The sequence below is a fragment of the Halopenitus persicus genome (genome assembly GCF_900107205.1).
Lineage (GTDB): Archaea > Halobacteriota > Halobacteria > Halobacteriales > Haloferacaceae > Halopenitus > Halopenitus persicus.
Genome location: NZ_FNPC01000002.1, coordinates 74,189 through 96,118, shown reverse-complemented (window position 1 = coordinate 96,118; position 21,930 = coordinate 74,189). Strand labels below are relative to the sequence as shown.

The window sequence follows — 21,930 nt, the reverse complement described above, 5'->3', positions numbered from 1 at the left end:
CGCCGAAAAGTATGCCGCCCCAAACCGCCGCCCGTTCCGCAGCGAAGCGCCGGGCAGCCGGGAACGACGAGACGTTCGAGACTCGGACGAAGCGGAGACCTCCAACGGTTACTCCCGTCGTCGCGCCGCGACGAGCGCCGCGAGGACGATCCCGAGCAGGAGCAGCCACAGGAGCCACGCGGGCAGCAGCGACGATGCGGAGTCGTCCGGGGCGTCACCGGCGGGGGCAGGCGTACTCCCCGTGTCGCCGCCGCGATCCGCCGCCGGCCCGAGGACGGCGAACGACGAGGTCGAGGTCGTCGTCGCATCGAGAGTCACCGTTCCGTTACCGCGCTCGGCGACGTTCGTGTCGAGCTGGCGCCACTCGTCGGCGTCCTCGTCGTAGCGGACGATCGTGTGGTCCGCGGCCCGTCCGTCGAGCTCCGCAAGCGAGAGCCGCACGCGGAGGGTCGCCTCGGCGTCCTCGGCGAAAACGGGCCGGTCGAGGATCATCGTGGTGACGACCGGTCGCGAGCGGTCGTCGATGAAAGCGGATCGGTTGCTGGGAACGACGGCCTGCACGGGCCCGACAGCCCCGTCCGTGGACTCCACGACGACCGACTCGATGGTGGGGGTCTCCTCGAACTCGGCGATCGCCCGCCCGTCGTCGGAGAGCTGGGCCTCGGCATCGATCGGCTGTACCGACCCGACCACGCCGTCTTGAGACTCCACGATGAGCGGCTCGACGGTGAGCGTCGATCCGTACGAAGCGGCCGTCCGCTCAGCGTCGGACACGGCAGCCGTCCGCTCAGCGTCGGACACGGCAGCCGTCCGCTCAGCGTCGGGCAAGACGATCCCGGTATCGACCGCCTGCACGGCCGCGGGGTCCCGGATGCGAACGCTCGTCGACAGATCGTGGGTGAGACCCGCCGTGCTCGTCAGCGTCACGGTCGTGTCGTATCGACCCGCCGTCCGGGGATTGGTCACGGGTTCGAGCCCGACGACGATCCGGTCGCCGGCACGGATCGTCGGCCGCCGCTCGCCGTCGACCGTCGAGAGGTCGGCGTCGACCGTGCCGGCGGTCGTGTCGACGGTGACCTCGTCGGTGCCGCCGAGGCGAGCACGGACGCTGCCGTTGGCCGCAACCACGAGGAGGCGTTCGACGTTCTGGTCGTCGCTGACCGAGGAGAGGTCGCCGCCGGTCGCCAGGAACGCGTCGGAATAGCCGACCGAGACGCGATCGAGGGGCTGGCCGACGACGCTGGCGTTCTCCGCGATGCGGACCGCGAGCGTGTGTCGGCTGTCGTCGGCTCCGACGAAGGGCGAACCGGCGAAGCTGCTCGGGCGGGGTCCGGCAGTAGCCGAGGCGACGCGATCCGGTTCGACGGAGCCGGTGGCGCTCGTGACGCGTTGGAGGGTCGCGACGACGGTGGCCCCGTCGCCCGCGTCGACGTCGGCCGAGTAGACGTATGTGCCGTCCTCGCGCTCGCGAGTGAAGTCCTCGATCCGGAGTCGGTCAACCGTGGCGCCCGCAAGGTCGACGGTGAGGGCGTCCGCGCGCGCATCGACGACGGCGGTCACGGTGACGTCCTGGCCGTCGATCTCGACGTCGAAGCCGGAGACCGTCGGCGGCAGGGGATCCCCGCCGGAAGCGCCGCCTCCGGAATCGCCGGTGCCGTCACTTCCGGAGCCATCGGTGCCGTCATCCCCGGAATCGCCGGTAGTTCCGTCCCCAGAATCGTCGGTGCCGTCGGTCGTGTCGTCTCCGGAGCCAGTAGTGCCGGTTCCCGCGTCGACGGTGGCGACCTCCCGCGGTCCGGCGTCGCCGCCGCTGCTATCCTCGACGGTCGCGTCGATGCCGTAGGACGTCTCCGCGTCCGGGTAATCGACGCTCACGTCGACGGTCGTGTTCAGATCGACCGTGCCGCCACCGTCGACGTCGGTCTGGAATCTGACGGTGTCGTCGACGCCATCACCGTCGCGGCCGTCGACGAGCTCGGCGCTCTGGGCGATGCTCGCGGAGCCGTTCACGCTTGCTCCGTTCACCGAGAGGCCGTCCGCGAGTTCGTTCGGGAACGCGACGTAGTGCGTGTCGGTGTCGCCGTCGGCGCTGACGTTCGCGAGCGTCACCGTCACCACCTGGTTGTTCACGGTCTCTCCGGGGTCGACCGAGGCGGGATCGACCGTTCCGTCGACGATGGCGACGCCCTGCGCGCCGATCCGGACGGCGTCGGTCTCGCCGTCGGAGACGTCGTTCCCGTCGCCGTCGACGGCCTGCTCGAGGGTCACGTCGTAGCTGCCGTCGGCGTCGAGGACCTGCGACCCGTTGTACGCCCAGGTGTCGCCCTCGTCGGTCTCGGTGAGGTTGCTCTCGGTGAACGTCGCGACCGTCGTGCCGCTGGCGTTCGTGACGTCGATGGTGACGTCGGCGAGCTGCTCCGTCGAGTCGAAGGAGACCGCGAGCTCGCGGCCATCGGGGTTCGACGCGTCGTAGTTCGAGATCGCCGTGCCGGTGATGATCGTCTCGACGTCCTGCCGGGTCGTCGTTGCACCGCTGCTGTCGACGGTGCGGGCGTCGATCTCGAACGCGTCCTCGCGGTCGGGATAGGAAACGCCGGTGTCGACGGTGAGGTTCAGGTCGATCGCACCGCCGCCGTCGCCGCTCGTCGCGAACCGGAGGGTGTCGTCGACGCCGTCGCCGTCGAAGCCGTCAACCAGGTTCACGCTGGAGGTGATGCTCGTCGCGTTGGCGTCCGCCGAGTTCGGCGAGAGGCCGTCCGCGAGCTCGTTCGGGAACTCGACGTAGTGGGTGTCGGTGTCGCCGTCCTGGCTGACGTTCGCGACCTCGACGTGGACCAGCTGGTTGTCGACGGTCCGGCCGGGCTCGACGGGGTCGGGAGCGGCCGCGCCGTCGACGATCGTCGTCGACCCGACGACGGTGACCTCCCTCGCGGCGAGATCGTCGATCGTGACGTCGTAGGTGCCGGCGTCGCCGAAGTCGGTGACGAAGTCGACCGTGGTCGTCGAGTCGGCGGCGACGGTGCCGTTCTCCCAGCGGACCACCGAGCCGTCGACGACCAGCGAGGCGTTGTAGGTGCCCGACTGCTCGCCGGTGTTGTTCACCACCGCGGAGACGGTGAGGTTCTCGCCGACCTCGACCGTGGTGTCGTTGCCGTCGGTGTGCGTGTCGTTGAAGGCGAGATCCTCGTACCCGATCGACGCGGACGTGTCGATGGAGACGGCGTCCTCGAACTCCTCGAACTGCGTGTCGCCGGTGTCGTGCAGCGTCGCGTTCGCGGTGAAGTCGTCCGCGGGGTTCGTGACGTCGGCGACCTCGATGCGGACGGTGTCGCCGTCGTTGACGTTCCGTGAGCTCGAGAGCTTGAACTCGACGGTGCCGTCGGATGCGCTGAACTCCGTGAACCCGTCAGTGTACTCGACGCCGTTAATGAAGAGGTCGACGTCGCCGGATCCGACGGCGCCGACGTCCGCGGGCTCCAGGTGGACGTCGACGTCCTGGAGCGTGTCCTGATTCCCGAGCTGCAGGTCCCCGGTCGCGTTGTAGGTCACGCCCGTCGCGTTCGCGTCGGCGTCGCTCGGGCTGATCGAGACGTTCGTCGCGGCGCCGGCCAGTCCCGCGAATTGGAGGCTCGCTCCGACCAGGACGACGACGAGCAGCACGACTGCTGCCCGAGATCCGTCCGCGTTGGTTCTCCCCCTCATTGGCCGGTTCTCAGGGGTGCTCCGTCGGTCTGCGACGGCGGGATGCTCCCGCAAGCCGTTGGCTCGTTGACCCGGCGGATCCGGGGCGGGCGACCTCGCGGACGTCCAGCTCGGCCCGCGTCGCTGGCTGTACTGTGTGCTGCCGGCGGACGGATGGACGTGCCGGCTCGGTACCACGTCGTGAGACGGTCGCGGCGAGTGTGTACACTCATCGTGAGATCGCTCCTGTAAGGGGCGCCAGCACTGTGGGCTGGCGATGAGTGTCAATTGGAAAACGTTCACAATCAGGCACGTTCCTAAGTGCTTACCGCAGGAATCCGCCGGATCGGGTTGGTGGATTCGCACGCAGGCGGGACGGTTTCCTAACTGCTTAGGTGACGGTTTCGGACCGATGTGCCTCGATTTCGCCGGCAGTTCACCACACCGAGCGACGGAGGGGGTTGTTCACTCCGTCTCGGCGTCGGCCCGGACGATCGTCACCGGAACCGGCGCGTGCCGGGTGACCCTCTCCGCCACGCTGCCGATGACGACGCGCTTGAGCCCGCTGTGACCGTGGCTGCCCATGATGATCTGATCGACGTCTTCCGCCTCGACGTAGTCCAGGATGGCGTCGGTCGGCCGCCCGCGGACGTGCTCCGTCTCGACGTCCGTCCCGCGCTCGGCCGCGAGCTCCTCGGCGTCCGAAAGCAGCGAGGCGGCGTGCTCCTCGGCGGCCTCGTAGACCTCCTCAACGTGGACCGGTGCCATCCCGACCGGCGTCGCCTCGGTTTCGGAAACCACGCTGACGACGTGGACGGCGGTGATCGTCGCCTCGGGGTGGTGGTCGATCGCGAACTCGAGCGCGTTCCACGATGCCGCCGAACCGTCCAGCGGAACCAGAATGTGTCGGGCCATACGCGGCTGTGCGATCGCGGCATCAGTTAAAGGGTGAAGCTAATCGGCGACGAGGAACGGCGAGAGCCGGGGACGGGACCGTCACTCCGCAAGCGGAAAGACCAACTCGACGACGGTGCCGCCGTCGGGGGCCTCGTGGTCCCGGATCGTCACCGTGCCGCCGTACGCGTTCATCATCTCCGTGACGAGGTAGAGTCCGAAGCCGTTGCCGGGCTCCTTGAGTTCGGAGACGCCCTTCCGGAGGACCGCGTCCTTCTCCTCGTCGGGGATGCCGGGGCCGTCGTCAGCGACGTGAACGGCGATCGCGTCCCGCCGCTCCGTCTCGACGGCCGATGCCGACCGTCGCTCGGCGCGTTGACCCGAGAGCAACTCCCCGGACTCCGGATCGGTCGGGACGTCGACGGTCGTTTCGCTCGTCCGGACCTCGACCGTCGGCGACGCGGAGTCGTTGTGGGTCACGGCGTTGGAGAGCACGTTCTCGAAGACCTCGCCGATGAGGTCGTCGCCGACGACGGTCGTCCCGGGATCGGGGAGGTCCCGGGTCGTGAACTCGGCCTCGGGATAGGTGGCTCGCGAGAGTTCGACCTTCTCCTCGATCGCGCTGCGGAGCTCGACCGACTCGAGGTCGTAGTCGGAATCGACCGCGATGGCGTCGGCGAGGGAGCGCATCGTCTCGATGAGCTCGGTCATGTCCGCGACGCGGTCCCGAATCGTCTCGAGGTGAGCTTGGGGCTCGGGGCTGCCGGCGAACTCCGGCTCGAGGAGCTCGGCGCGGGCGTCGATGAGGTTGAGTCCGTTGAGGATGTTGTGTCGGATGATCCGGTTCAGAAACTCGATGCGCTCGCGTTCGCGTTCCAGCGCCCGCTCGTACTCGCGGCGGTCGGTCAGGTCCCGGACGATCTTGAGGTAGCCGACGTGCTCGCCGTCGTCGTGGCGGGCGGCGATCGTGACGTGGGCCCAAAACCGGGTGCCGTCGCTGCGGACGCGCCATCCCTCGTCGGTGGCCTGTCCCGTCTCCGCGGCCTCCGTCAGGAGCTCCCCGGGACGACCCGCCTCGCGCTTTTCCCGCGGATAAAACACCGAGAAGTGCTCCCCGACGATCTCGTCGCGCGAGTAGCCCTTGATCCGTTCGGCACCCTGGTTCCAGGAGGTCACGAGGCCCTCGGTGTCGAGCGCGAAGACCGCGTGGTTGTCGACGCCGTCGACGAACTGTTCGAACTTCGCCTCCTGCTCGCGGAGGGCCTGCTGGCGCTCCTCGAGGAGGTGCTTGCGGTTGAGTTCGTAACCCATCCAGTTGCCCATCAGCTCGACGACCGTGAGCTCCCACTGGTCGAAGGACGCCGCCTCCTCCCGGTCGAGGAAACACAGCGTCCCGTAGAAGGCGTCGTTCTCGTAGACGGGCGTCCCGACGTACATCTCGAAGCCCGTCTCCGTGCCGTAGTTCTTGGGGTCGACGTCGAAGGGCCGGGTCTCGAACTGGATCGTGCGATCCTCCTCGACCGTTCGCTGGCAGTGGGTTTGTGCCAGCGGCACCACGTCGCCCTCCGAGAGGTCGGCTGAGGTCGTCCGAACGGCTTCGAGGTGATACTCGCCAGCGTCCGCGTCGATGCGTGCGAAGGCGCCGTACTCGGCGTCGAAGAGGTCCTGACCGATCCCGATCAGCCGATCGACCTTCTCATCGAAGGTCAACCCCGGGTCGGAGATCACATCGTACATCCGCCGCAGTCGCTCGTCGCGCTCCTCCAGTTGCGACATCGCCTGACTCCGGCGAGCGTTGTAGACCCCAACGCCGAGCGCCGCCACCGAGCCGAAGAGCACCCCGTCGAGGACGAGGATCCAGGGTTTGAGCGATCCCATCACGGCCAGCTGGAGCGCGACGACGACGCCGTAAAGACCCGCGATCGCGACCGCGATCCCGACGTTCCACTTCACCGCCGCCCAGACGAATCGTGGCTCCCAGTCCTGCCGCCCGATCCAGACGCCGCCGTAGACGAGCCCGATCGCGAGCAGGAGCAGCAGCGAGTTCTCCACCACGGTCGAGGCGATGCCCCAGGACAGGGCGGTGACGTCCTCCCACATATCGTAGAGCGGCACGAACAGCAGCAGCACCCCCAGCAGCGACACGGCGATCCACGAGTGGCGACGGAGGACGCTGGTGCCGTCGGAGTCGGGATCGAACATTCGCAGTGGGTTATCCCACGCCGGGAATCCACTAATACGTTCACCCTGTTCCTCGAAACACGTTTAAATAGTCCGTCAGGACGACGTCGGATCGACCTCGTGGCGTTGCGGGAGGCCTATTACCCTCACGGTCGCTGAATGGGTATGGACGCGGACGAGATCCGGGAGTGGAGCGACCGGTACGACGAAGTGTACGACGACGACCTCCGGGCCATCGAGGAACGGCTCCACGAGGCGTTGGCCGACCAGGGGTATATCACCCGCGAGCAGCTCGCGGACGTCGTCCGGTGGAAGCTGAACGGACAGGCGGGACGACGCGACCGCAACGTCGAACAGGTACGGTCCGTCCCCGACGCGTTCGTTCGGCGCGTGAGCGAGGCGGCGTTGCTGGTCGACGATCCGACGCTCCAGCTGAAGACGCTACGGTCGATTCCGGGGATCGGCGGCTCGACGGCGACGGTCGTATTGATGTTTTACGACCCCGAAACCTACGCGATCGGCGACCGATACATCGTTCACGAGTTCTTCGGGGAGGATCGAGGGATGCGGGTCACCGACTATCCGAAGATCCTCGCGGAACTCCGCGACCGGAACCCTGGCGACTTCGATCTCCGGACCGTGGAGAAAGCCTACTACCAGAGATATCGGGTCGAGAACGACGTCGGGAACTGGTGAGTGACGCGGCTCGACCGAGAGCGTTCACTACGGACGCTCGCGTTCACTCCCGGAATATATGCGTCAATATCCCGGTGATGAAGTCCGAGTCGGATTAGAACTGAAGAATAAGACGGAGCGAGATTCATCCGGCCGATGGCAGAAACAGCCCGCCTCGCCGATGGTGGCGACTACTTCGAGTGAGTGGTTGTGGATCGAGAAGCGACATCGCGGTGGGCAATGAAGCTCGGTATTCGACACCAATTGACCGAATTATCACTTTCGGATACAATCTTAGAACGTGAGAGGTTCGGTATCGGGCGCTGTCGATCGACCGTCCACAACTGGATACGGAAAGCCGACCGACAGCCGAGTGAAGTTCTCACCTCAGGGGGTGAAAACCACCCACAGTCGGTCCGCCGGCGTCTCAGCGGCCGATGGTGCCCTGGCGCGTGATCGGTGCATCGGGCTTGATGTTGAACGCGACGATGGTGGCGTCCTCAGTCGCAGTGACGGCGACGTCATCGCCACCGGTCACGAGTGCGCTCTCGGTGTACCCGACGGCCTTCCCGCCGACTTCCACGGCGCCGTCGAAGACGTACAGGTAGGTGTGCCAGCCCGGTCGTGAGGGGAGCGTGGTCGTGGCCTCGGCGGTGAGCCGGCAGTCGTAGAAGTCGACGTCGTTCCGAACGGACAGCGGGGCGTCGGTTCCTTCGGGCCCAAACAGGTGTCGCCATTCCCCGGCGACCGGTTCAGGGATCGGTTCGTGTTGGATGCCGGGCTCGAGGTCGAGGCTGTGCGGGCGGACGAAGATCTGGAGCATCCGCAGCGGCGGGTCGTCGGCGAGCGTCTCCTCAGCGTGCCAGAAGCCGTTGCCGGCGTTCATCACCATCAGGTGGTCGGGATCGGTGACGAGTTCGTTGCCCTGCCGGTCATCGTGGCGCATCACGCCGTCGGGGACCCACGAGATTATCTCCTCGTTTCGGTGCTGGTGCATCCGGATGAGCGTCCCCGGATCCATAAACGACTCCACGACGGTCGCGAGCGGCCCGTACCCGTGGTCGTCGTGTTCGGGGACGGCACGGCCGGGGAAGTTGAAATGGATCCGGAACGTGCCCTGATTCTGCGAAACGTCCGTTCGTGGCGCCGTGTAGATGCGAGACGATGTCCGTGCTGAAGGCGAGTCGTTCATTGTCGCGTGTAGTCGCTCGTCCGCTAAATGGGTTCTGCGCGACCGTACCCGCACTGTTCAGATTAGAACTGAAGGATGAGGCGACTGAATCTCCGAGTGATCCATATCTATACCCGCAATCAGCCGCCTCAGCGGGAGCAGCAACTGTTTCGGGTTAGTTACTCTTGGATGAATAAATCAACGAATTGAGGTGAGACGGAGAAAACTTCGGACAAGAACTCGCTCATTGTCCGTAAAATTTCGTCGGCTTCAGGGGTTCTACCACCCGTTCTCCCGACAAATAATCTACCACCACGTTCAGCATCCCCGCCAACTACTTCAAGACCGTTTCTATGAGCAATCGATTTGATTTTCTCCCAATCTTGCGTATCAAACTTCCCGATGGTGTTACTTTCGTTAATAAATCCGTGGCAATTATAAACGTCAGCGGTGAGTTGAGGTGATATCACATACCCTGAATTTGAGCCGTCTAAATAGACCGTCACATAGACTGTTCCAGAGTTCCGTTTCGATAGCCGTATCGCCTGATTCAGTATGTCTTCTTTACTTCTATCCCTACTATCCGATAGTGTCACTTTAGAGTTATTTTCTGTTTCCGAAGGAATATATTTCCGTAACATCTCATCCGTTTTCAACTCTTTAATCATTGATATGAGCCGTTCCCTGTTGACTGTTTTAACGTTAAGATCACCCGCAGCCTCCTCTGCTTGAGGAGTGAAATCGCCGGTCGTCACCACAACGACGGCGTCTACGTTATCCGTCTGGTGTCTTAAACTACTGTACTGCTGTATATCCGGACGCCCTACCTTGGTGCGAGATGAATATCGCTTTGCTTGTATCAGTTGTTTTTGATGGAAGGGCGTGTCTTTTTCAGCAATAACATCCACACCACCATCGTTTGAGCCGGATGTAACCGTCGTACTCCATCCTTGTTTTTCCCACAAATCCGCGACAAACTCCTCAAATTCATACTCGTCCATATCTTGTAATTTTTTGAGGAGCTCCTTCTCAGTCACATCCATATTATCCAGTAGTGGTCAGTCGTCGGAGGAACGTGAAACCACTATCGGTGATTTATAAAATACGATATGATGTAGTGAAACGCCCGACGGCACAGGATACGTGCTGTTGCCGGTTCAAATCTCGCGGGGAGAGACGGTGAGATAGGACTACGTCCCGACGCGATATCTCGAATCCAACCCGAGCGAAAACGGAATGCCGCCTCCCGGATTTGAACCGGGGACAGCTCGATCTTCAGTCGAGTGCTCTCCCAATCTGAGCTAAGGCGGCTCGCATCCGAACCAAGGCCGATTCGGGACAAAAGGATTTCGAAACCCGGCGCGGGGGGTGGCGACCGAAACCCGTCATCTCGCCCCGGGTCATCGCCCGCCGCCGATCTCGATCCGGACGTTCGATCCGCGGCCGGATGAAGAATTATGAGGGTTCGGGGACGAGATCCGGGGACCGATGGACTCGAACGAGAACGCGGACGACGACGCTGCCGCGGATCCCGCGGCGTGGTGGCGGCGTCCGGGACGAGCGATCGTCGCCGCCGGACGGTGGATCGCGGACACGTTCCGGGGCTACTCGGGAGTTCGGGAGATCGAGAACCGGCGACGGTAGAAACGGATGGGGCCGCTGAGAGTCGAACTCAGGTCCACTGCACCCAAGGCAGCGAGGATACCACTACCCTACGGCCCCGCACCCTCCACTACCCGGATGACGCGCTAAAGGGTTTCGTTCGGGGAGAGTACCCGTTCCGGCCGCAGTGCGTCTCGCATCGCCGTTACCGATTTGTGGATCGCGCCGATCAGTATCGAACGGGATACGCTACCAATACGGGTGATACCGATGCGCATCGGCATCGAACTCGAGTGCTGGGTCGTCGACGGCGACGGGGCGCTCACGTCGGCGTCCGGGATCGCGTCGGCGTGTCCGGGCGTCGACTCGGAGTTCGTCGACCCGCTCCTCGAGGTCACGACCCGGCCACACGACTCGGCCGAGGCGGCGATCCGCGAACTGCGGAGCCGCCTCGAGACGACCGTGGAGACGGCACACGACCGCGGGAAGCGGCTCGTTCCGCTGGGGACGCCGCTGGGCGAGGGTCCGATCCCCACCAGCCGGGACGACCGGACCGCGATCCAGCGCGCCGTGCTCGGGGACCGGCTCGACCACGCCGCCCACTGTGCGGGCACGCACGTCCACTTCGAGCAGGTCGACGCCGTCGACCAGCTCCGGGTCCTGACGGCGCTCGACCCGGCGTTCGCCCTCGTGGCCACGTCGCCGTACTACCGGGGGCGGCACGCGAAGCCGTGCGCGCGACCCCACGTCTACCGACGGCTGTGTTACGCCGACTACCCGGACCATGGGCGGCTCTGGCGATATCCGCGGTCGGCGGCGGAGTGGCGCGACCGGATCGACGACCGGTGCGAGACCTTCCGCACGGCGGCGGTCGACGCCGGGATCGATCCGGACCGATTCGACGCCGCGTTCACGCCCGCGACCGCGGTCTGGTCGCCGGTCCGGCTCCGGGACGACCTGGGAACCGTCGAGTGGCGAGCCCCCGACGCCGCGCCGCCGAGCGATCTCGGCCGACTGATCCGGGAGACGGCCGCGATCGTCGCGGCCGCGGTCGAGCGGGGCACGCGGATCGAGTCCGCGCCCGGAACGGCCGACGGGCCGGTTCGGGTCCCGCCGTTCGCGACGCTACAGCGGCACGTCGAGACGGCGCTCGACCGCGGCCTCGAGTCACGCTCGCTCCGGCGGTACCTCGACCGGATGGGCTACGACGTGGACGCCTACCGCCCGGTCGGCTCGCGGATCGACGGCCGGACGCGGCTGGACCCGGGGACGGTGCGGCGGCTCCGGCGTCGGTACGCCGACCGGCTCGAGCGCGACCTCGACCGGCGGGCTCCCGCCGGTCAGCCCGTCCCGACCGGTCCGTTCCCCTACCGGTCGTCCTCGCGCAGCTCCAGCTCGGCGACGAGGTCGTAGGGGTCGGTCCCCTTCCGAACCCCGTCGAGGATGCGGAACGCCTCGTCGGGCGAGAGGAAGTGGCGGGTGACCGCCCGCCCCAGCGGCGTCGGCTCGAGGCCGTCGATGAACCCCCACTCCAGCAGCTTGCCGACGGCGTGTTTCGTGGGAACGTCGCCGATCATCCGGTCGTTGAGCCGCTTCGCTTGATTCCCGGCGACGGTGATGTTCGCGAGCGTCTCCTCGACGGCGGCGGTCTCGTCGTAGATCGTGGCGACGTCCTCCATCTCGCCTTTCAAGAGGGTGAACGCCACCTCGTCCTCGGTGCGCTCCATCGAGTTGTGGTAGGTGCAGTCGGGCTCGACCAGCAGGAAGACCGTCCCGCGATCGTGGTAGTCGGGTCGGCCCGCCCGCCCGAGCATCTGGGAGAACTCCTGAACGGAGAGCCACTCGATGCCCATGGCAAGCGAGTCGAAGACGACCTGCGAGGCCGGGAAGTCGACCCCGGCCGCCAGCGCCGCCGTGGTGACGACCGCTGCGAGGTCCTGGTCGAGGAACTGCCGTTCGACCTGCTTGCGTCGGCCGTGGTCGAGGCCGGCGTGGTACGGGGCCGAGTCGTACTCGAGCTTCCGGCTGATCTCGTGACAGCGCCGCCGTGAGTTGGTGAAGACGATCGTCTGGCCGCGATACCCCTTCGAGGACGTCCGGTCGAACTCGCGTTTGACGAGTTTGTTCTCGATCCGCGTCTTCTTTTGGCCGTCGGCGAACGTGACGTGGCGCTCGATCGGAACGGGGCGTTCCTCGAACTCGATGAGCGTCGCGCCCAACTCGCCGGCGAGCCACTCGGGGTTCCCGACGGTCGCCGACAGGTAGATCCACTGGGCGCCGTCGTAGGAGTCGCGGGCGGCGACGCGCCGCTCGCTGTAGTGTTTCAGCCGCGAGATCAGCCCGTCGAGGCGGTGCCCGCGCTCGCCCTCCTTGAGCGTGTGGACCTCGTCGATGACGACCGTCCCGACGTCGCCCAGGTCCTTGCCGGTCCGGAGCGCGTGGTCGATCCCCTCGTAGGTCCCGACGATCACGTCCGCGTTCGGGTCGAACCGGTTTCCGTCGTCGTCGATCCGCGAGGACCCGACCCGGATCGACACGTCGAGAAGGTCGCCGTACCGGTCCTGAAAGTCCTCGTGTTTCTGGTTTGCCAGCGCGACCAGCGGGACGAGAAACAGCAGCGTCCCCTCGCCTTTTAAGGCACGGTCGATCCCCGCCAGCTCGCCGACGAGCGTCTTGCCGGTCGCGGTGGCGCTCACGACGAGCTGGTCGTCGCCCTCGAGCAGGCCGTTGCGGACGGAGAGGCTCTGGACCGGGAGCAGCTCCTCGAACCGCGACTCCACCCGGTCGGCGAGCGCCGGGTGGAGGTCGAGGTCGGCGGTCCGGACCGGGCTCACGTCGTCGACGGTCGCCGAGACCTCGTCGTACTTGGTGAGGTCCGGGTCGAGCCCGCCCGACAGCAGGTTCGCGATCCGGTCGAGGTCCTGAACGTCCAGCAGCAGCTCCTCGAGGCGGTCCTCGGCGGCGCCGGTGAAGCCGCCGCCGTTCGTCCCGCCGACGCCGCTGGCGAAGGAGAGCTCGCGGTCGAGCTCCCGTCTAGCGCAGTCCGGACAGATGTGCTCGTCGTTGTGGACGATGGCCGTGTCCTCGGTGATCGGCGAGTACCGACCGTCGCTGGCACACCGGCGGCAGGTCCGGACGACCGCCGCATCGAGCTGGTAGCCGTCGAGAGCCGCCTGGAGGCGTTTACGCCCTTCCGGGGAGGTCTGCTGGGAGATCCGGATCCGGGAGGCGGCCCGCGCCAGGTCGACGAACTCCTCCGGCCGCCGCGGCTCGGCGTCGTCGTCCCGGATCGCGTGGAACTTCCCGGGCCGGGGGCCCGCGTCGGTGTCCTTGAGTTCCAATCGCCCGTGGAGGACGCGCGACCCGTCCCGGATCGCCGCCACGACGTAGTGACTCCGCGCCTCGTGGAGGAACAGGGTGTCGACGTCGGCCAGCTGCTGTGACACTACCGACGCGTAGGCGATCGGGGTACTTCAGCGGTTCGTCTCGGGGGATTCATCCGGAATCGTCTCGGGGGGTTCATCCGGAATCGTCTCGAGGGGTTCATCCGGGAGGGTTTTGGGCGCGGACGCCGTCCCCCGACGTATGTACGACTTCGCCGTCGTCGGCGTCGGGCCCGCCGGCGCGCGGTTCGCCCGTCGGGCCGCCGCGGCCGGCCACGACGTCGTCGCCCTCGAGAAGGGCGAGATCGGCACTCCGCTCGCCTGCTCGGGCCACGTCTCCACGGACATCTGGGAGTACGTCCCGGACGCCGCCGAAAGCGAGCTCCGTCAGAACCGGGTCCGCGGCGCACGCTTCCACGTCGGCGGACCGGGGTCCCGCTCCTACCCGTTTTATAAGCGCGAGGCGGTCTCCAACGTGATCGACCGCGTCGAGCTCGACCGGACGCTGGCCGAGTGCGCCCGCGAGGCCGGCGCCGACGTCCGCGAGGGCCACACCGTGACCGGGATCGAGGAGCGCGACGACCGGGTCGTCCTCGAGGTCTCGGTCGCCGGGCGTGACGGCGACGATGGGGGTACCGCAACCGGTGCGACCGGTTCGGTCGGCACGGAGACGATCGAGGCGCGGATGGTGGCCGGCTGCGACGGCCCCGTCTCCCGGGTCCGTCGATCGCTGGGGATGCCCGAGCCCGGAGAGACGCTCCACGGCGTGCTCGCGTTCGACGACGCGCCCGACGACGGCGACTTCGTCGACGTCCACCTCACCGCCCCGCGCTTCTTCGCCTGGCGGATCCCCCGCGGCGATGCGGGCGTCGAGTACGGGCTCGCCGCCCCGCCGGGCGAGGACGTCACCGAGCTGTTCGACGCGCTGACGGACGCCTACGACGTCGAGACCGACCGCTTCTGCTCGGGGGCCATCCCGATCGGGCCGCCGGACACGGTGACGAGCGACCGGGCGTTCCTGATCGGCGACGCGGCCGCCCAGACGAAGCCGTTCACCGGCGGCGGGATCCTCTACGGGATGACCGCCGCCGACGTCGCGGCCGACCGGATCGACCCCGCAGAGCCGGCCACGCTGGCCGACTACGAGGCCGGCTGGCGCGCGGAGCTGGCCACGGAGATCCGGCTGGGGAAGCTGATCCGGGCGTGTTACTCGTTGCCCGAGCCGGTCCAGCGCGTCGGGCTCCGCGCGCTCTCGGGGGAGATCGGCGTCCATATGGACCGCCCGTCGTCGTTTTTCTCGCGCAAGCAGCTCCGGCGGCTGCTCTCCTGAGTCGACGCCGCCGACGCTCGCGGCAACGATAGCCTCAGCGGTCGGCGGACGCCGAGTCCGACTCCGTGACGGACGAAAGCCGGAGCGTGATGACCGCGCCGCGGGGATCGTTGTCGGCGTAGGAGACCTCGCCGCCGACGTCGGTGATCGCCCAGCGAACGAGCCACAGACCGAGCCCCGAGCCGTGTTCGGTCGGCGTCTCGGCGGTCCCCTCGAGCGCGTTCCGCTCGGTCGCGGGAATCCCCGGCCCGTTGTCGGCGATGCGGAGGATCGCCTCATCCCCCTCAGAGTGGATCGTGACCGTGATCTCCGGGTCGCAATCGGCGTGTTTGACCGCGTTCGTCAGGATCTCCTCGATCGCGAGCTGGAGCCCGCCGTTCGACCGGACCGTCGCGGGCTCCAGCTCGCGGTGGATCGTCACGTTCGGGTCGGTTTCAGCGACGGTCTCGAGCAGGTCCGCAAGCAACCCGTCGAGCCGGACGTGTTCGAGCGGCGCGTCCTCACGCATCGCCGACCGAAACCGACGAGCGGCGTCCGAAAGCCCGATCAGGCTCTCGGCCGCGTTTCGGATCGCCGCCGCGTGCTCGGCGGCGTCGCCGTTCCCCGCCTCGATCTCGGCGGCGTGGCCGGTCACCACGTTGAGCCGGTTGCGGAGGTCGTGACGCAGGACGCGGTCGAGCACCGCGAGCCGCTGTTCGCGCTCGTGGCGGTCGGTCACGTCGCGCTGGAACCCGAGGAAGTACTCGACCTCGCCGTCCGCGCCCTCGATGGGCGTGATGTCGAGCTGGTTGTACCACTCCGTCCCGTCCGGGCGGCCGTTCCGGATCTCGACGGACACCGGCTCGCCCGCGTCGATGGCCGCCCGGATCCGGTCGACCGTGGCGGGGTCGGTGTGCTCCGTCTGGAGGAACCGCGGGTTCCGGCCGAGCACCTCCTCGCGCGGTCGGCCGGTGAGTCGCTCGAACTCGTCGTTGACGTAGATGAGCGGGTTGTCGGGCAGCGACGGGTTGGTGATCGAGATGCCGACGGTCGCCGCGTCCATCGCCCGGCGGTAGAGCTTGAGTTGGTCCTCGCGGGCCTGCCGCCGGGAGACGTCGTGGGCGACGATCTGGACGGTGCGCCCCGGCGACGGGGCAGCGTCGACGGTTTCGGTCCCGTTGGCCCCGGCCTCGTCCGTCTCCCCGTCGTCGACGCGCGCCACGGCGAGTTCCGTCGGGATGGGGTGGTCGTTACGGCGGAGGTCGACGTCGACGAACTCGATCGACGAGCCGGGGGCCATCGATTCCACGATCCCGACCACGCGGTCCCGGTCGTCCGGAACGACGAACTCGGCGAACGACTCGCCGCGAAGTCCGCCGTCCTCGGCGCCGAGGATCCGCTCGGCGGCGGCGTTGGCGTAGGTGATCGTCCCCTCGGTGACGAGAAAGACCGCCGCGGGCGTGTGTTCGACGAGCCGTCGGTAGCGCTCCCGGCTCCCGGCGAGATCGCGGGAGAGCCGGCGCGTGCGGAGCGCGCTCTCGATGCGTCGTTCGAGGATCGGCGTCCGGAGCGGCGTCGAGACGACGTCGGTGACCACGGCGGCCAGCGGCGCCGGCAGCGCGGCCAGCGTCTCGCCGGTGTCGCCGGGCGTGAGCAGCAACACCGGCAGCAGCGCCCGCGACCGGCGCCGGCGCTCGAAGAGCGGATCGCGGACGTCCGCGAGCGTGTGGCGGTCGACGATGCAGAGGTCGAACCGGACGGACGCGACCGCGTCCGGATCGATCCGGACCGGGTCGTAGCCGTGCGCCTCGAGCCACTCGACGAGCAGTCGTTCGTGGCCCTCACGGGTGAGACAGCACCCGATCCGGGGGCGACGGGAGTCGTCGGCCGGGTCGAGACCGGCCCGCTCGGCGGCGAGCCCGAACAGCGGCGGCGGCTCAGTGTCCGATCCGGCGTCGGTCGACCGGCGTGGCGGCCGCTTCGGGGATCCCCCGAGCCCGGCGCCGTTCAACAGGTCGTCGTCGGTCATCGGCCGCCGATCAGTCGCCCTCGTCGAACTCGGGCGTCCCGGTCAGGATGCCGCGCAGTCCGGTCAGTGGGTCCCCCAGTACGATCCCCTCGTTCGTGATCTCGAACTCCCGAAGCGTCCGCTCGAAGTCGCTGGCGCGTTTCTTCAACACGCCGGCCGCCTTCCGGAGTTCGCCGGCGACCTCGATGTAGCGAAGGAAGAGGATGTTGTCGGCGAGATAGCTGATCCGGGAGCTCGTCGGCGTGAACTCGCCGGTGACGGTGCCGACGTCGTCGACGAGGATCACGGTGACGCCCATGTTCCGGAGGTACCGACACAGCGCGTGCAGCTCCCGGACCAGGTCCTCGTCCGCTCCCCGCAGCGAGAGCCGATAGCCGGAGATCCCGTCGAGCATCACCAGGCGGGCGTCCCGCTCCTCGACCTCCTCGCGGACCTGCGCGGCGAACTCGTCCGGCGAGACCGACAGCGGCTCGATCTCCTCGATCGCGAGCGATCCGGATGCGGTCATCTCGTCGATCGGGACGCCGATCGACTTCGACCGGTGGCGAAAGGTCGCCTTCGACTCCTCGAACATATAAATGACGGACCGCTCGCCGCGGGCGGCGGCCTCCTTCATAAAGTGGGACCCGGTCGTCGTCTTCCCGACGCCGCTGGGCCCGGAGATAACCGAGACGGTCCCGCGTTCGATCCCGCCCGACAGCAGGGAGTCGAGCGAATCGATCCCGGAGGAAACGGTCTCGGCGGTGAACGGCTGCGAGTGGATCTCGGGGGTGAGCCGCGGGAACACGCGCAGGCCGCCCTCGTCGATCCGGACGGTGTGGGTCCCCGACTCGAAGTCCGACCCGCGGAACTTCGTCACCTCGAGCGTCCGCCCGGCCTCGCCGTGGCCGAGCCGGATGCTCCCGTCACAGAGGTACTCGAGGTCGTCGACCGACCGATCCGGGGTCGACTGGGTCGTAAAGAGGACGGTCGCGCCCGAGTCGGTGAGATAGCGCATAAAGGCGGTGGCCTCGCGCCGGAAGGCGGTATCGTCGGAGACCAGCTGGCGGAACTGCGTGAGCGGGTCGACGAACACCCGGTCCGGATCGACGCGGTCGACCGCCTCCGTGATCCGGTCGGCGACCCGGCCGGCCTCCGTCTCCTCGGGGCCGAACAGGCCGTAGGTCCGGTCCTCGGTGAAGGATTCGGCGTCCGCGGTGAGGTCGAGAAAGGAGACGTCGGAGAGGTCGAACCCGAGCGACGCGAGGTTCTCGCGGACGTGCTCGGTCGGCTCCTCGAAGTTCACGAACAGCGTCGACTCGCCCGCGGCGACGCCGGTCGAAAGGAAGTGCGCGCCCAGTATCGTCTTCCCGGTGCCCGGTTGGCCCCGGAGCATATACGAGCGCCCCGGTCGCAGTCCCCCCGAAAGTACGCGATCGAGTCCCTCGACCCCCGTCTCAATACGTGAACGAGTAGCCATCCACTGAACGGACAGGCGCGAGAACAATCAATATGTCCCCTCAGGAAGCGTTAATACGGTCAACGAATTGAGAGACACCCCCGAAACGGGTCTTCCCCGCCGGATCGGGGTTGTGGGGACCGAGCCACAGCTGGGACCGAGCCACAGCCGGGACCGAGCCGAACAGCGAGGTCGGGCGTGGCGTTTCGGCCGGAAATCACTCGAGATACGTCGGCACTCGCGCCGATCCCGCGCTACCCTCGTGGAACGGGAGCGCGACGCGACGCGCCGGAACGTCCGTTCCGTGGACGCGAACCGCGATCGTCTCCCCCGGCTCCGTGGCGCCGTACTCGACGAACCCGAAGGCGATCTGGTCGCCCCGTGCCGGGCTCTCGACCGCGCGCGTGATCTCGCCGATGGCGGCGTCGCCGTCGACGATCGCCGCGCCGGGCTCGGGAAGGGGGCTGGAATTCGACCCGTCGATCCCGTCGCCGTCCCCGAGGACGAGTCCGACCAGCCGGCGGCTCGGCCGCCCCTGGTTCTCCACGCGGGAGACGACCTCCTGACCGACGTAACAGCCCTTCTCGAAGTCGAGCGCGTTGCGGATGCCCGCGACGTTGGGGATCCGACCGTCGAGCTCGTACTCGAACAGCGGCGTTCCGGCCTCGAGGGTCAACGCGTCCCACGTCCGGTAGCCGAACGGCGCCGAGTTGAGCCCGCGGGTCAACAGCGTGTCGAGGACCTCGGGGGCGTCGTCGGCCGCACAGACCACCTCGTATCCCTCCTCGCCGAGCGGGGCGTCGCTGGCGATCACCGTCACGCCGGCGTCGACCATCGTTCCCCGGACGAACGAGAGCGCGGGCTCGGGCGACCCGGCGCCGTTGAGCACCGAGGCGATCTTCTCGGTGGCGGTCGGGCCGTGGACCCCGAAGACGCCGAACTCCGCGGTCGCCTCGCGGATCGCGACGTCCTGGATGAAGACGTTCTCGCTCCAGTGGTCGACGAGCGGTCCGGCGCGGTCCGGCGGCGTGAACACGAGCAGGCGCTCGCCGGCGTTGTAGACGTACATGTCCGTCTCGATCCCGCCCTGGGGGTCGAGCAGGAGCGCGTAGACGCCCTCCCCGTCGGTCCGGGGGACGGCGTTCGAGACGGCGTCGTCGACGAACGCGACCCGGTCGTCGCCGGTCACGACGACGATCCCGTAGCCCATCTCGATCGTCCCGACCCCGTTCCGGACCGCCCGCCCGACGCTGTCGGGGCGACCGTAATGGTCGACGACCTCCCGGCCGCCGCGATCGACGAAGACGGCCCCGTGGTCCACGTGCGCGTCACTGACGAGCGTCATACCGATCCGGAGTCGGCGCGGGGACAAAAGCTCCCTGAACCGGGACGTCCCGGAAGCCCGGCGACCGACTGATACCGTGCCCTCACAGTCCGAGTTTCGATCGGATCCGGTCGAGGATCCCCGGGTCGTCCGGCTCCGGCGTCGAGTCGGGAACGACGCGGTCGTGGGGGTACACGCGCAGGCGCGTCTCGGCCTGGTCGACGGTGATCAGGCCGTCGTCCTTCAGCTCCCCGAGCGCCGCCTCGATCCGGTCGATGTCGGCGTCGACGGCGGTCCGGAGCTCGAACACCGTCATCCCCTCCTCCCTGCGGTCGACGAGGGCGTCGAGGATCGCGACCTCGACCTCCGGTCGGTCGCGATACGCCGGCTTCGCTGCCATATCGGGGCCAACGGTCGGATCGGGTTTACGTGTACCGGCGATCGGCAAATTCGAGCTCCGTCAGTCCGCGGACCGGGGTTTATAAACGCCGGGCGGGCGAGGGACGGGGTAATGCCCACCGACGCCCAGCAGGCCTGCTTCGAGGCCGGGATCAAGTTCGGGTCGCTGTACCACCAATTCGCCGGCACGCCCGTCAGCCCGGCGAACACGCGCAGCCTCGAGCGCGCGATGGCCGAGGCCATCGAGAACCAGCCGTTCTGCGAGTCGGTGACGGTCACGATCCACGACGACCGCGTCCGGGAGGCGATCGACCACGAGAACGGCTACGCCGAGCTGACGGGGTCGCTGATGGACGTCACGATGCGGATCGACTACGAGGGCGTGACCGTGCGGACGCGCATGGAGATGGAAGACGGCTATCCCCTGATGACGCTCGTGGAAGTCGATCCCGGCAACGAGGAGTGATGGGAGCGAGGGGTGACGAAACGGGCGGTGACGGCAACGAGCGATGACGACAACTGGCGGACGCGGACTCAGGACTCAATACTCGTACTCGATCCGCGTTTCGCCCGCCGCGTCCCGCACGATCACGGTATCGCCGTCGTTGTTCCAGACGGCGGAGTCGGCGTTCCAGTACAGTTCGGTCTCAGTGTCCGTGCCCGCGCCGGAGTGGACGGTCACCCGATCGCCGGGTTCGAGGACGAACCCCTCCGGAAACGTGTACGTTTTCCCGGCCGCATCCGAGAGCGTCCACCCGTCCAGCGCGACCGGCTCGTCGCCGCGGTGCTCGAGGGTGATCGATTCGCCGTTCAAGTTCTCGTGGTCGTTGCCGGGCGCGTCCGCGGTGACGTCCGCGACTGCGATCCCGTCCGGGCCGACGGCGGTTCTGCTCCCCGTCCCGTTCGCTCCGGCACCCGCCTCGTATCCCCAGACGCCGATGCCGGCCTCGCGGGCGGCCGCCTCCGCCGACCGGTAGGCCGACCGCTCCGTGAAGGGAGTGTCGTACAGCCGAGCGTACCCCTGCTCGAGCAGCCGGCGGTTGAACGAGACCTCGGTGGTCTCGTTTTGGGAGACGGTGACGAGCAGCCGGCCGTAGCTCCCGCGGGCGTCCGCCTTCGGGTCGGTCTCGATGTAGACCTCCTCGCCGGCGAGTCGGTCCTCGGCGTAGACGGTCGCCCGGTCGGCCCAGCCGGCGAGCCACGCCCGACCGTCCGGATCGTCGGGAATCGACTCCCACTCGTCGGGCGAGACCGACCCGGTTCCCGTCTCGGGCGTGTCGACGCCCAGCAGCCGGATCGTGTCGCGGGTCCCGTCCGGCAGCCGGACGTGCATCGTGTCGCCGTCGACCACTTCGATGACCGTCACGGTCGCGCCGGCGGTGCGGTCGACGCCGGGCGTCGCGGTCGTCGCCGGCCGGTCGACTGCACCGCCGTCGGCGCTCGGTACCGTCGGCAGCGCGGCGATCGCCGGACCGCCGACGATCACCGCGACCGCGAGCAGCCCCACCACGAGCAGGACGCCGGCCCCGACCGCGATCTCGAGCTCCGCGCGGTCGCCAGTCGTCGCCGCCCCTGGTCGGTCGCCACTCCTGGGTCGGTCGCCACTCCTGGGTCGGTCGTCACTCGGACTGGGTCGGTCGGCGTCCGGTCCGGAGCGATCACCGCCCCCCGAGGATCGTCCGTCGGAGCCGGACCGGGGCGAGGGCATCACGGCCGAAGGGTCGGCCGGGAGCGCCCTAACCGTTTCCCTCGAGCACGCGCTCGAGAGCGATCGTCGGATCGACCGATCGAATCGTGGACGCGTAGCTGGGAGAGTGTGGGTGACCGAAAATCGCGATCGAGCC

Annotated in this window: 16 protein-coding genes and 2 tRNA genes; 5 read left to right on the top strand and 13 right to left on the bottom strand. The window is 67.8% G+C overall.

Features of this window, described 5'->3' with window-relative positions:
- Window positions 1-108: 108 nt before the first annotated feature.
- From BLV25_RS17245 to BLV25_RS03470, 3 genes are all read right to left on the bottom strand, one after another.
- Window positions 109-3,702, bottom strand: coding sequence for a hypothetical protein (locus BLV25_RS17245; RefSeq protein ID WP_176819428.1), 3,594 nt, complete (start codon window positions 3,700-3,702; stop codon window positions 109-111).
- 444 nt (window positions 3,703-4,146) lie between these two features.
- Window positions 4,147-4,596, bottom strand: a complete 450-nt coding sequence (locus BLV25_RS03475; protein ID WP_092730892.1) for a universal stress protein — start codon at window positions 4,594-4,596, stop codon at window positions 4,147-4,149.
- Window positions 4,597-4,677: 81 nt separating this feature from the next.
- Window positions 4,678-6,777 carry a PAS domain S-box protein gene (locus tag BLV25_RS03470; RefSeq protein ID WP_092730890.1) on the bottom strand — a complete coding sequence of 700 codons (2,100 nt, stop codon included), beginning with the start codon at window positions 6,775-6,777 and terminating at the stop codon, window positions 4,678-4,680.
- Between the two features lie 144 nt (window positions 6,778-6,921).
- Here BLV25_RS03470 and BLV25_RS03465 point away from each other — a divergent pair, with 144 nt between their 5' ends.
- Complete coding sequence (locus BLV25_RS03465) at window positions 6,922-7,452, top strand: hypothetical protein (protein WP_092730888.1); 531 nt, start codon at window positions 6,922-6,924, stop codon at window positions 7,450-7,452.
- A gap of 406 nt (window positions 7,453-7,858) precedes the next feature.
- Here BLV25_RS03465 and BLV25_RS03460 read toward each other — a convergent pair whose 3' ends face one another.
- From BLV25_RS03460 to BLV25_RS03450, 3 genes are all read right to left on the bottom strand, one after another.
- The gene (locus tag BLV25_RS03460; protein ID WP_092730886.1) at window positions 7,859-8,623 is read right to left on the bottom strand and encodes a pirin family protein; all 765 of its coding nucleotides are present in this window, start codon (window positions 8,621-8,623) and stop codon (window positions 7,859-7,861) included.
- 158 nt (window positions 8,624-8,781) lie between these two features.
- Window positions 8,782-9,645, bottom strand: coding sequence for a restriction endonuclease (locus BLV25_RS03455; protein WP_092730884.1), 864 nt, complete (start codon window positions 9,643-9,645; stop codon window positions 8,782-8,784).
- 194 nt (window positions 9,646-9,839) lie between these two features.
- Window positions 9,840-9,913, bottom strand: a tRNA-Phe gene (locus BLV25_RS03450).
- 177 nt (window positions 9,914-10,090) lie between these two features.
- Here BLV25_RS03450 and BLV25_RS17240 point away from each other — a divergent pair.
- Entirely contained in the window at window positions 10,091-10,246 is a 156-nt protein-coding gene (locus BLV25_RS17240) for a hypothetical protein (protein ID WP_021075237.1), read from the top strand.
- A 7-nt stretch (window positions 10,247-10,253) separates the two neighbouring features.
- On the opposite strand, the gene BLV25_RS03445 is transcribed toward BLV25_RS17240, so the two are convergent.
- Window positions 10,254-10,324, bottom strand: a tRNA-Pro gene (locus BLV25_RS03445).
- Window positions 10,325-10,474: 150 nt separating this feature from the next.
- Between BLV25_RS03445 and BLV25_RS03440 the strand changes: the two genes are divergently transcribed.
- On the top strand, window positions 10,475-11,617 hold the full coding sequence (locus BLV25_RS03440) for a glutamate-cysteine ligase family protein (RefSeq protein WP_092730882.1): 1,143 nt from the start codon (window positions 10,475-10,477) through the stop codon (window positions 11,615-11,617).
- On the opposite strand, the gene BLV25_RS03435 is transcribed toward BLV25_RS03440, so the two are convergent.
- A complete protein-coding gene (locus BLV25_RS03435; RefSeq protein ID WP_039399839.1) occupies window positions 11,572-13,650 on the bottom strand; it encodes a DEAD/DEAH box helicase in 2,079 nt (692 codons plus the stop codon). The two genes, BLV25_RS03440 and BLV25_RS03435, sit on opposite strands and share 46 nt — an antisense overlap.
- A 139-nt stretch (window positions 13,651-13,789) precedes the next feature.
- On the opposite strand from BLV25_RS03435, the gene BLV25_RS03430 reads away from it, so the two are divergent.
- Window positions 13,790-14,917: a geranylgeranyl reductase family protein gene (locus tag BLV25_RS03430; RefSeq protein WP_092730880.1), complete on the top strand. Its 1,128-nt coding sequence runs from the start codon at window positions 13,790-13,792 to the stop codon at window positions 14,915-14,917.
- 34 nt (window positions 14,918-14,951) lie between these two features.
- Here BLV25_RS03430 and BLV25_RS03425 read toward each other — a convergent pair whose 3' ends face one another.
- From BLV25_RS03425 to BLV25_RS03410, 4 genes are all read right to left on the bottom strand, one after another.
- Window positions 14,952-16,925 (bottom strand): PAS domain S-box protein, encoded by a 1,974-nt coding sequence (locus BLV25_RS03425; protein ID WP_092730878.1) that lies wholly within the window; start codon window positions 16,923-16,925, stop codon window positions 14,952-14,954.
- A gap of 10 nt (window positions 16,926-16,935) precedes the next feature.
- On the bottom strand, window positions 16,936-18,384 hold the full coding sequence (locus tag BLV25_RS03420; RefSeq protein WP_092730876.1) for an ATPase domain-containing protein: 1,449 nt from the start codon (window positions 18,382-18,384) through the stop codon (window positions 16,936-16,938).
- A 196-nt stretch (window positions 18,385-18,580) separates the two neighbouring features.
- Entirely contained in the window at window positions 18,581-19,708 is a 1,128-nt protein-coding gene (gene ygfZ, locus BLV25_RS03415) for a CAF17-like 4Fe-4S cluster assembly/insertion protein YgfZ (RefSeq protein ID WP_092730874.1), read from the bottom strand.
- Window positions 19,709-19,790: 82 nt separating this feature from the next.
- A complete protein-coding gene (locus BLV25_RS03410) occupies window positions 19,791-20,087 on the bottom strand; it encodes a DUF6432 family protein (protein WP_021072977.1) in 297 nt (98 codons plus the stop codon).
- 111 nt (window positions 20,088-20,198) lie between these two features.
- On the opposite strand from BLV25_RS03410, the gene BLV25_RS03405 reads away from it, so the two are divergent.
- Window positions 20,199-20,552 carry a dihydroneopterin aldolase family protein gene (locus BLV25_RS03405; protein ID WP_092730872.1) on the top strand — a complete coding sequence of 118 codons (354 nt, stop codon included), beginning with the start codon at window positions 20,199-20,201 and terminating at the stop codon, window positions 20,550-20,552.
- 75 nt (window positions 20,553-20,627) lie between these two features.
- Here the strand turns inward: BLV25_RS03405 and BLV25_RS03400 are convergent, their stop codons facing one another.
- Window positions 20,628-21,794: a lamin tail domain-containing protein gene (locus BLV25_RS03400; protein ID WP_092730870.1), complete on the bottom strand. Its 1,167-nt coding sequence runs from the start codon at window positions 21,792-21,794 to the stop codon at window positions 20,628-20,630.
- Window positions 21,795-21,930 lie beyond the last annotated feature (136 nt).

Excerpts from the sequence above, each read along its gene's own strand:
- BLV25_RS17245 (WP_176819428.1), bottom strand. The coding sequence starts at position 3,702 with ATGAGGGGGAGAACCAACGCGGACGGATCTCGGGCAGCAGTCGTGCTG.
- BLV25_RS03475 (WP_092730892.1), bottom strand. The coding sequence starts at position 4,596 with ATGGCCCGACACATTCTGGTTCCGCTGGACGGTTCGGCGGCATCGTGG.
- BLV25_RS03470 (WP_092730890.1), bottom strand. The coding sequence starts at position 6,777 with ATGTTCGATCCCGACTCCGACGGCACCAGCGTCCTCCGTCGCCACTCG.
- BLV25_RS03465 (WP_092730888.1), top strand. The coding sequence starts at position 6,922 with ATGGACGCGGACGAGATCCGGGAGTGGAGCGACCGGTACGACGAAGTG.
- BLV25_RS03460 (WP_092730886.1), bottom strand. The coding sequence starts at position 8,623 with ATGAACGACTCGCCTTCAGCACGGACATCGTCTCGCATCTACACGGCG.
- BLV25_RS03455 (WP_092730884.1), bottom strand. The coding sequence starts at position 9,645 with ATGGATGTGACTGAGAAGGAGCTCCTCAAAAAATTACAAGATATGGAC.
- BLV25_RS17240 (WP_021075237.1), top strand. The coding sequence starts at position 10,091 with ATGGACTCGAACGAGAACGCGGACGACGACGCTGCCGCGGATCCCGCG.
- BLV25_RS03440 (WP_092730882.1), top strand. The coding sequence starts at position 10,475 with ATGCGCATCGGCATCGAACTCGAGTGCTGGGTCGTCGACGGCGACGGG.
- BLV25_RS03430 (WP_092730880.1), top strand. The coding sequence starts at position 13,790 with ATGTACGACTTCGCCGTCGTCGGCGTCGGGCCCGCCGGCGCGCGGTTC.
- BLV25_RS03425 (WP_092730878.1), bottom strand. The coding sequence starts at position 16,925 with ATGACCGACGACGACCTGTTGAACGGCGCCGGGCTCGGGGGATCCCCG.
- BLV25_RS03420 (WP_092730876.1), bottom strand. The coding sequence starts at position 18,384 with ATGGCTACTCGTTCACGTATTGAGACGGGGGTCGAGGGACTCGATCGC.
- ygfZ (WP_092730874.1), bottom strand. The coding sequence starts at position 19,708 with ATGACGCTCGTCAGTGACGCGCACGTGGACCACGGGGCCGTCTTCGTC.
- BLV25_RS03410 (WP_021072977.1), bottom strand. The coding sequence starts at position 20,087 with ATGGCAGCGAAGCCGGCGTATCGCGACCGACCGGAGGTCGAGGTCGCG.
- BLV25_RS03405 (WP_092730872.1), top strand. The coding sequence starts at position 20,199 with ATGCCCACCGACGCCCAGCAGGCCTGCTTCGAGGCCGGGATCAAGTTC.
- BLV25_RS03400 (WP_092730870.1), bottom strand. The coding sequence starts at position 21,794 with ATGCCCTCGCCCCGGTCCGGCTCCGACGGACGATCCTCGGGGGGCGGT.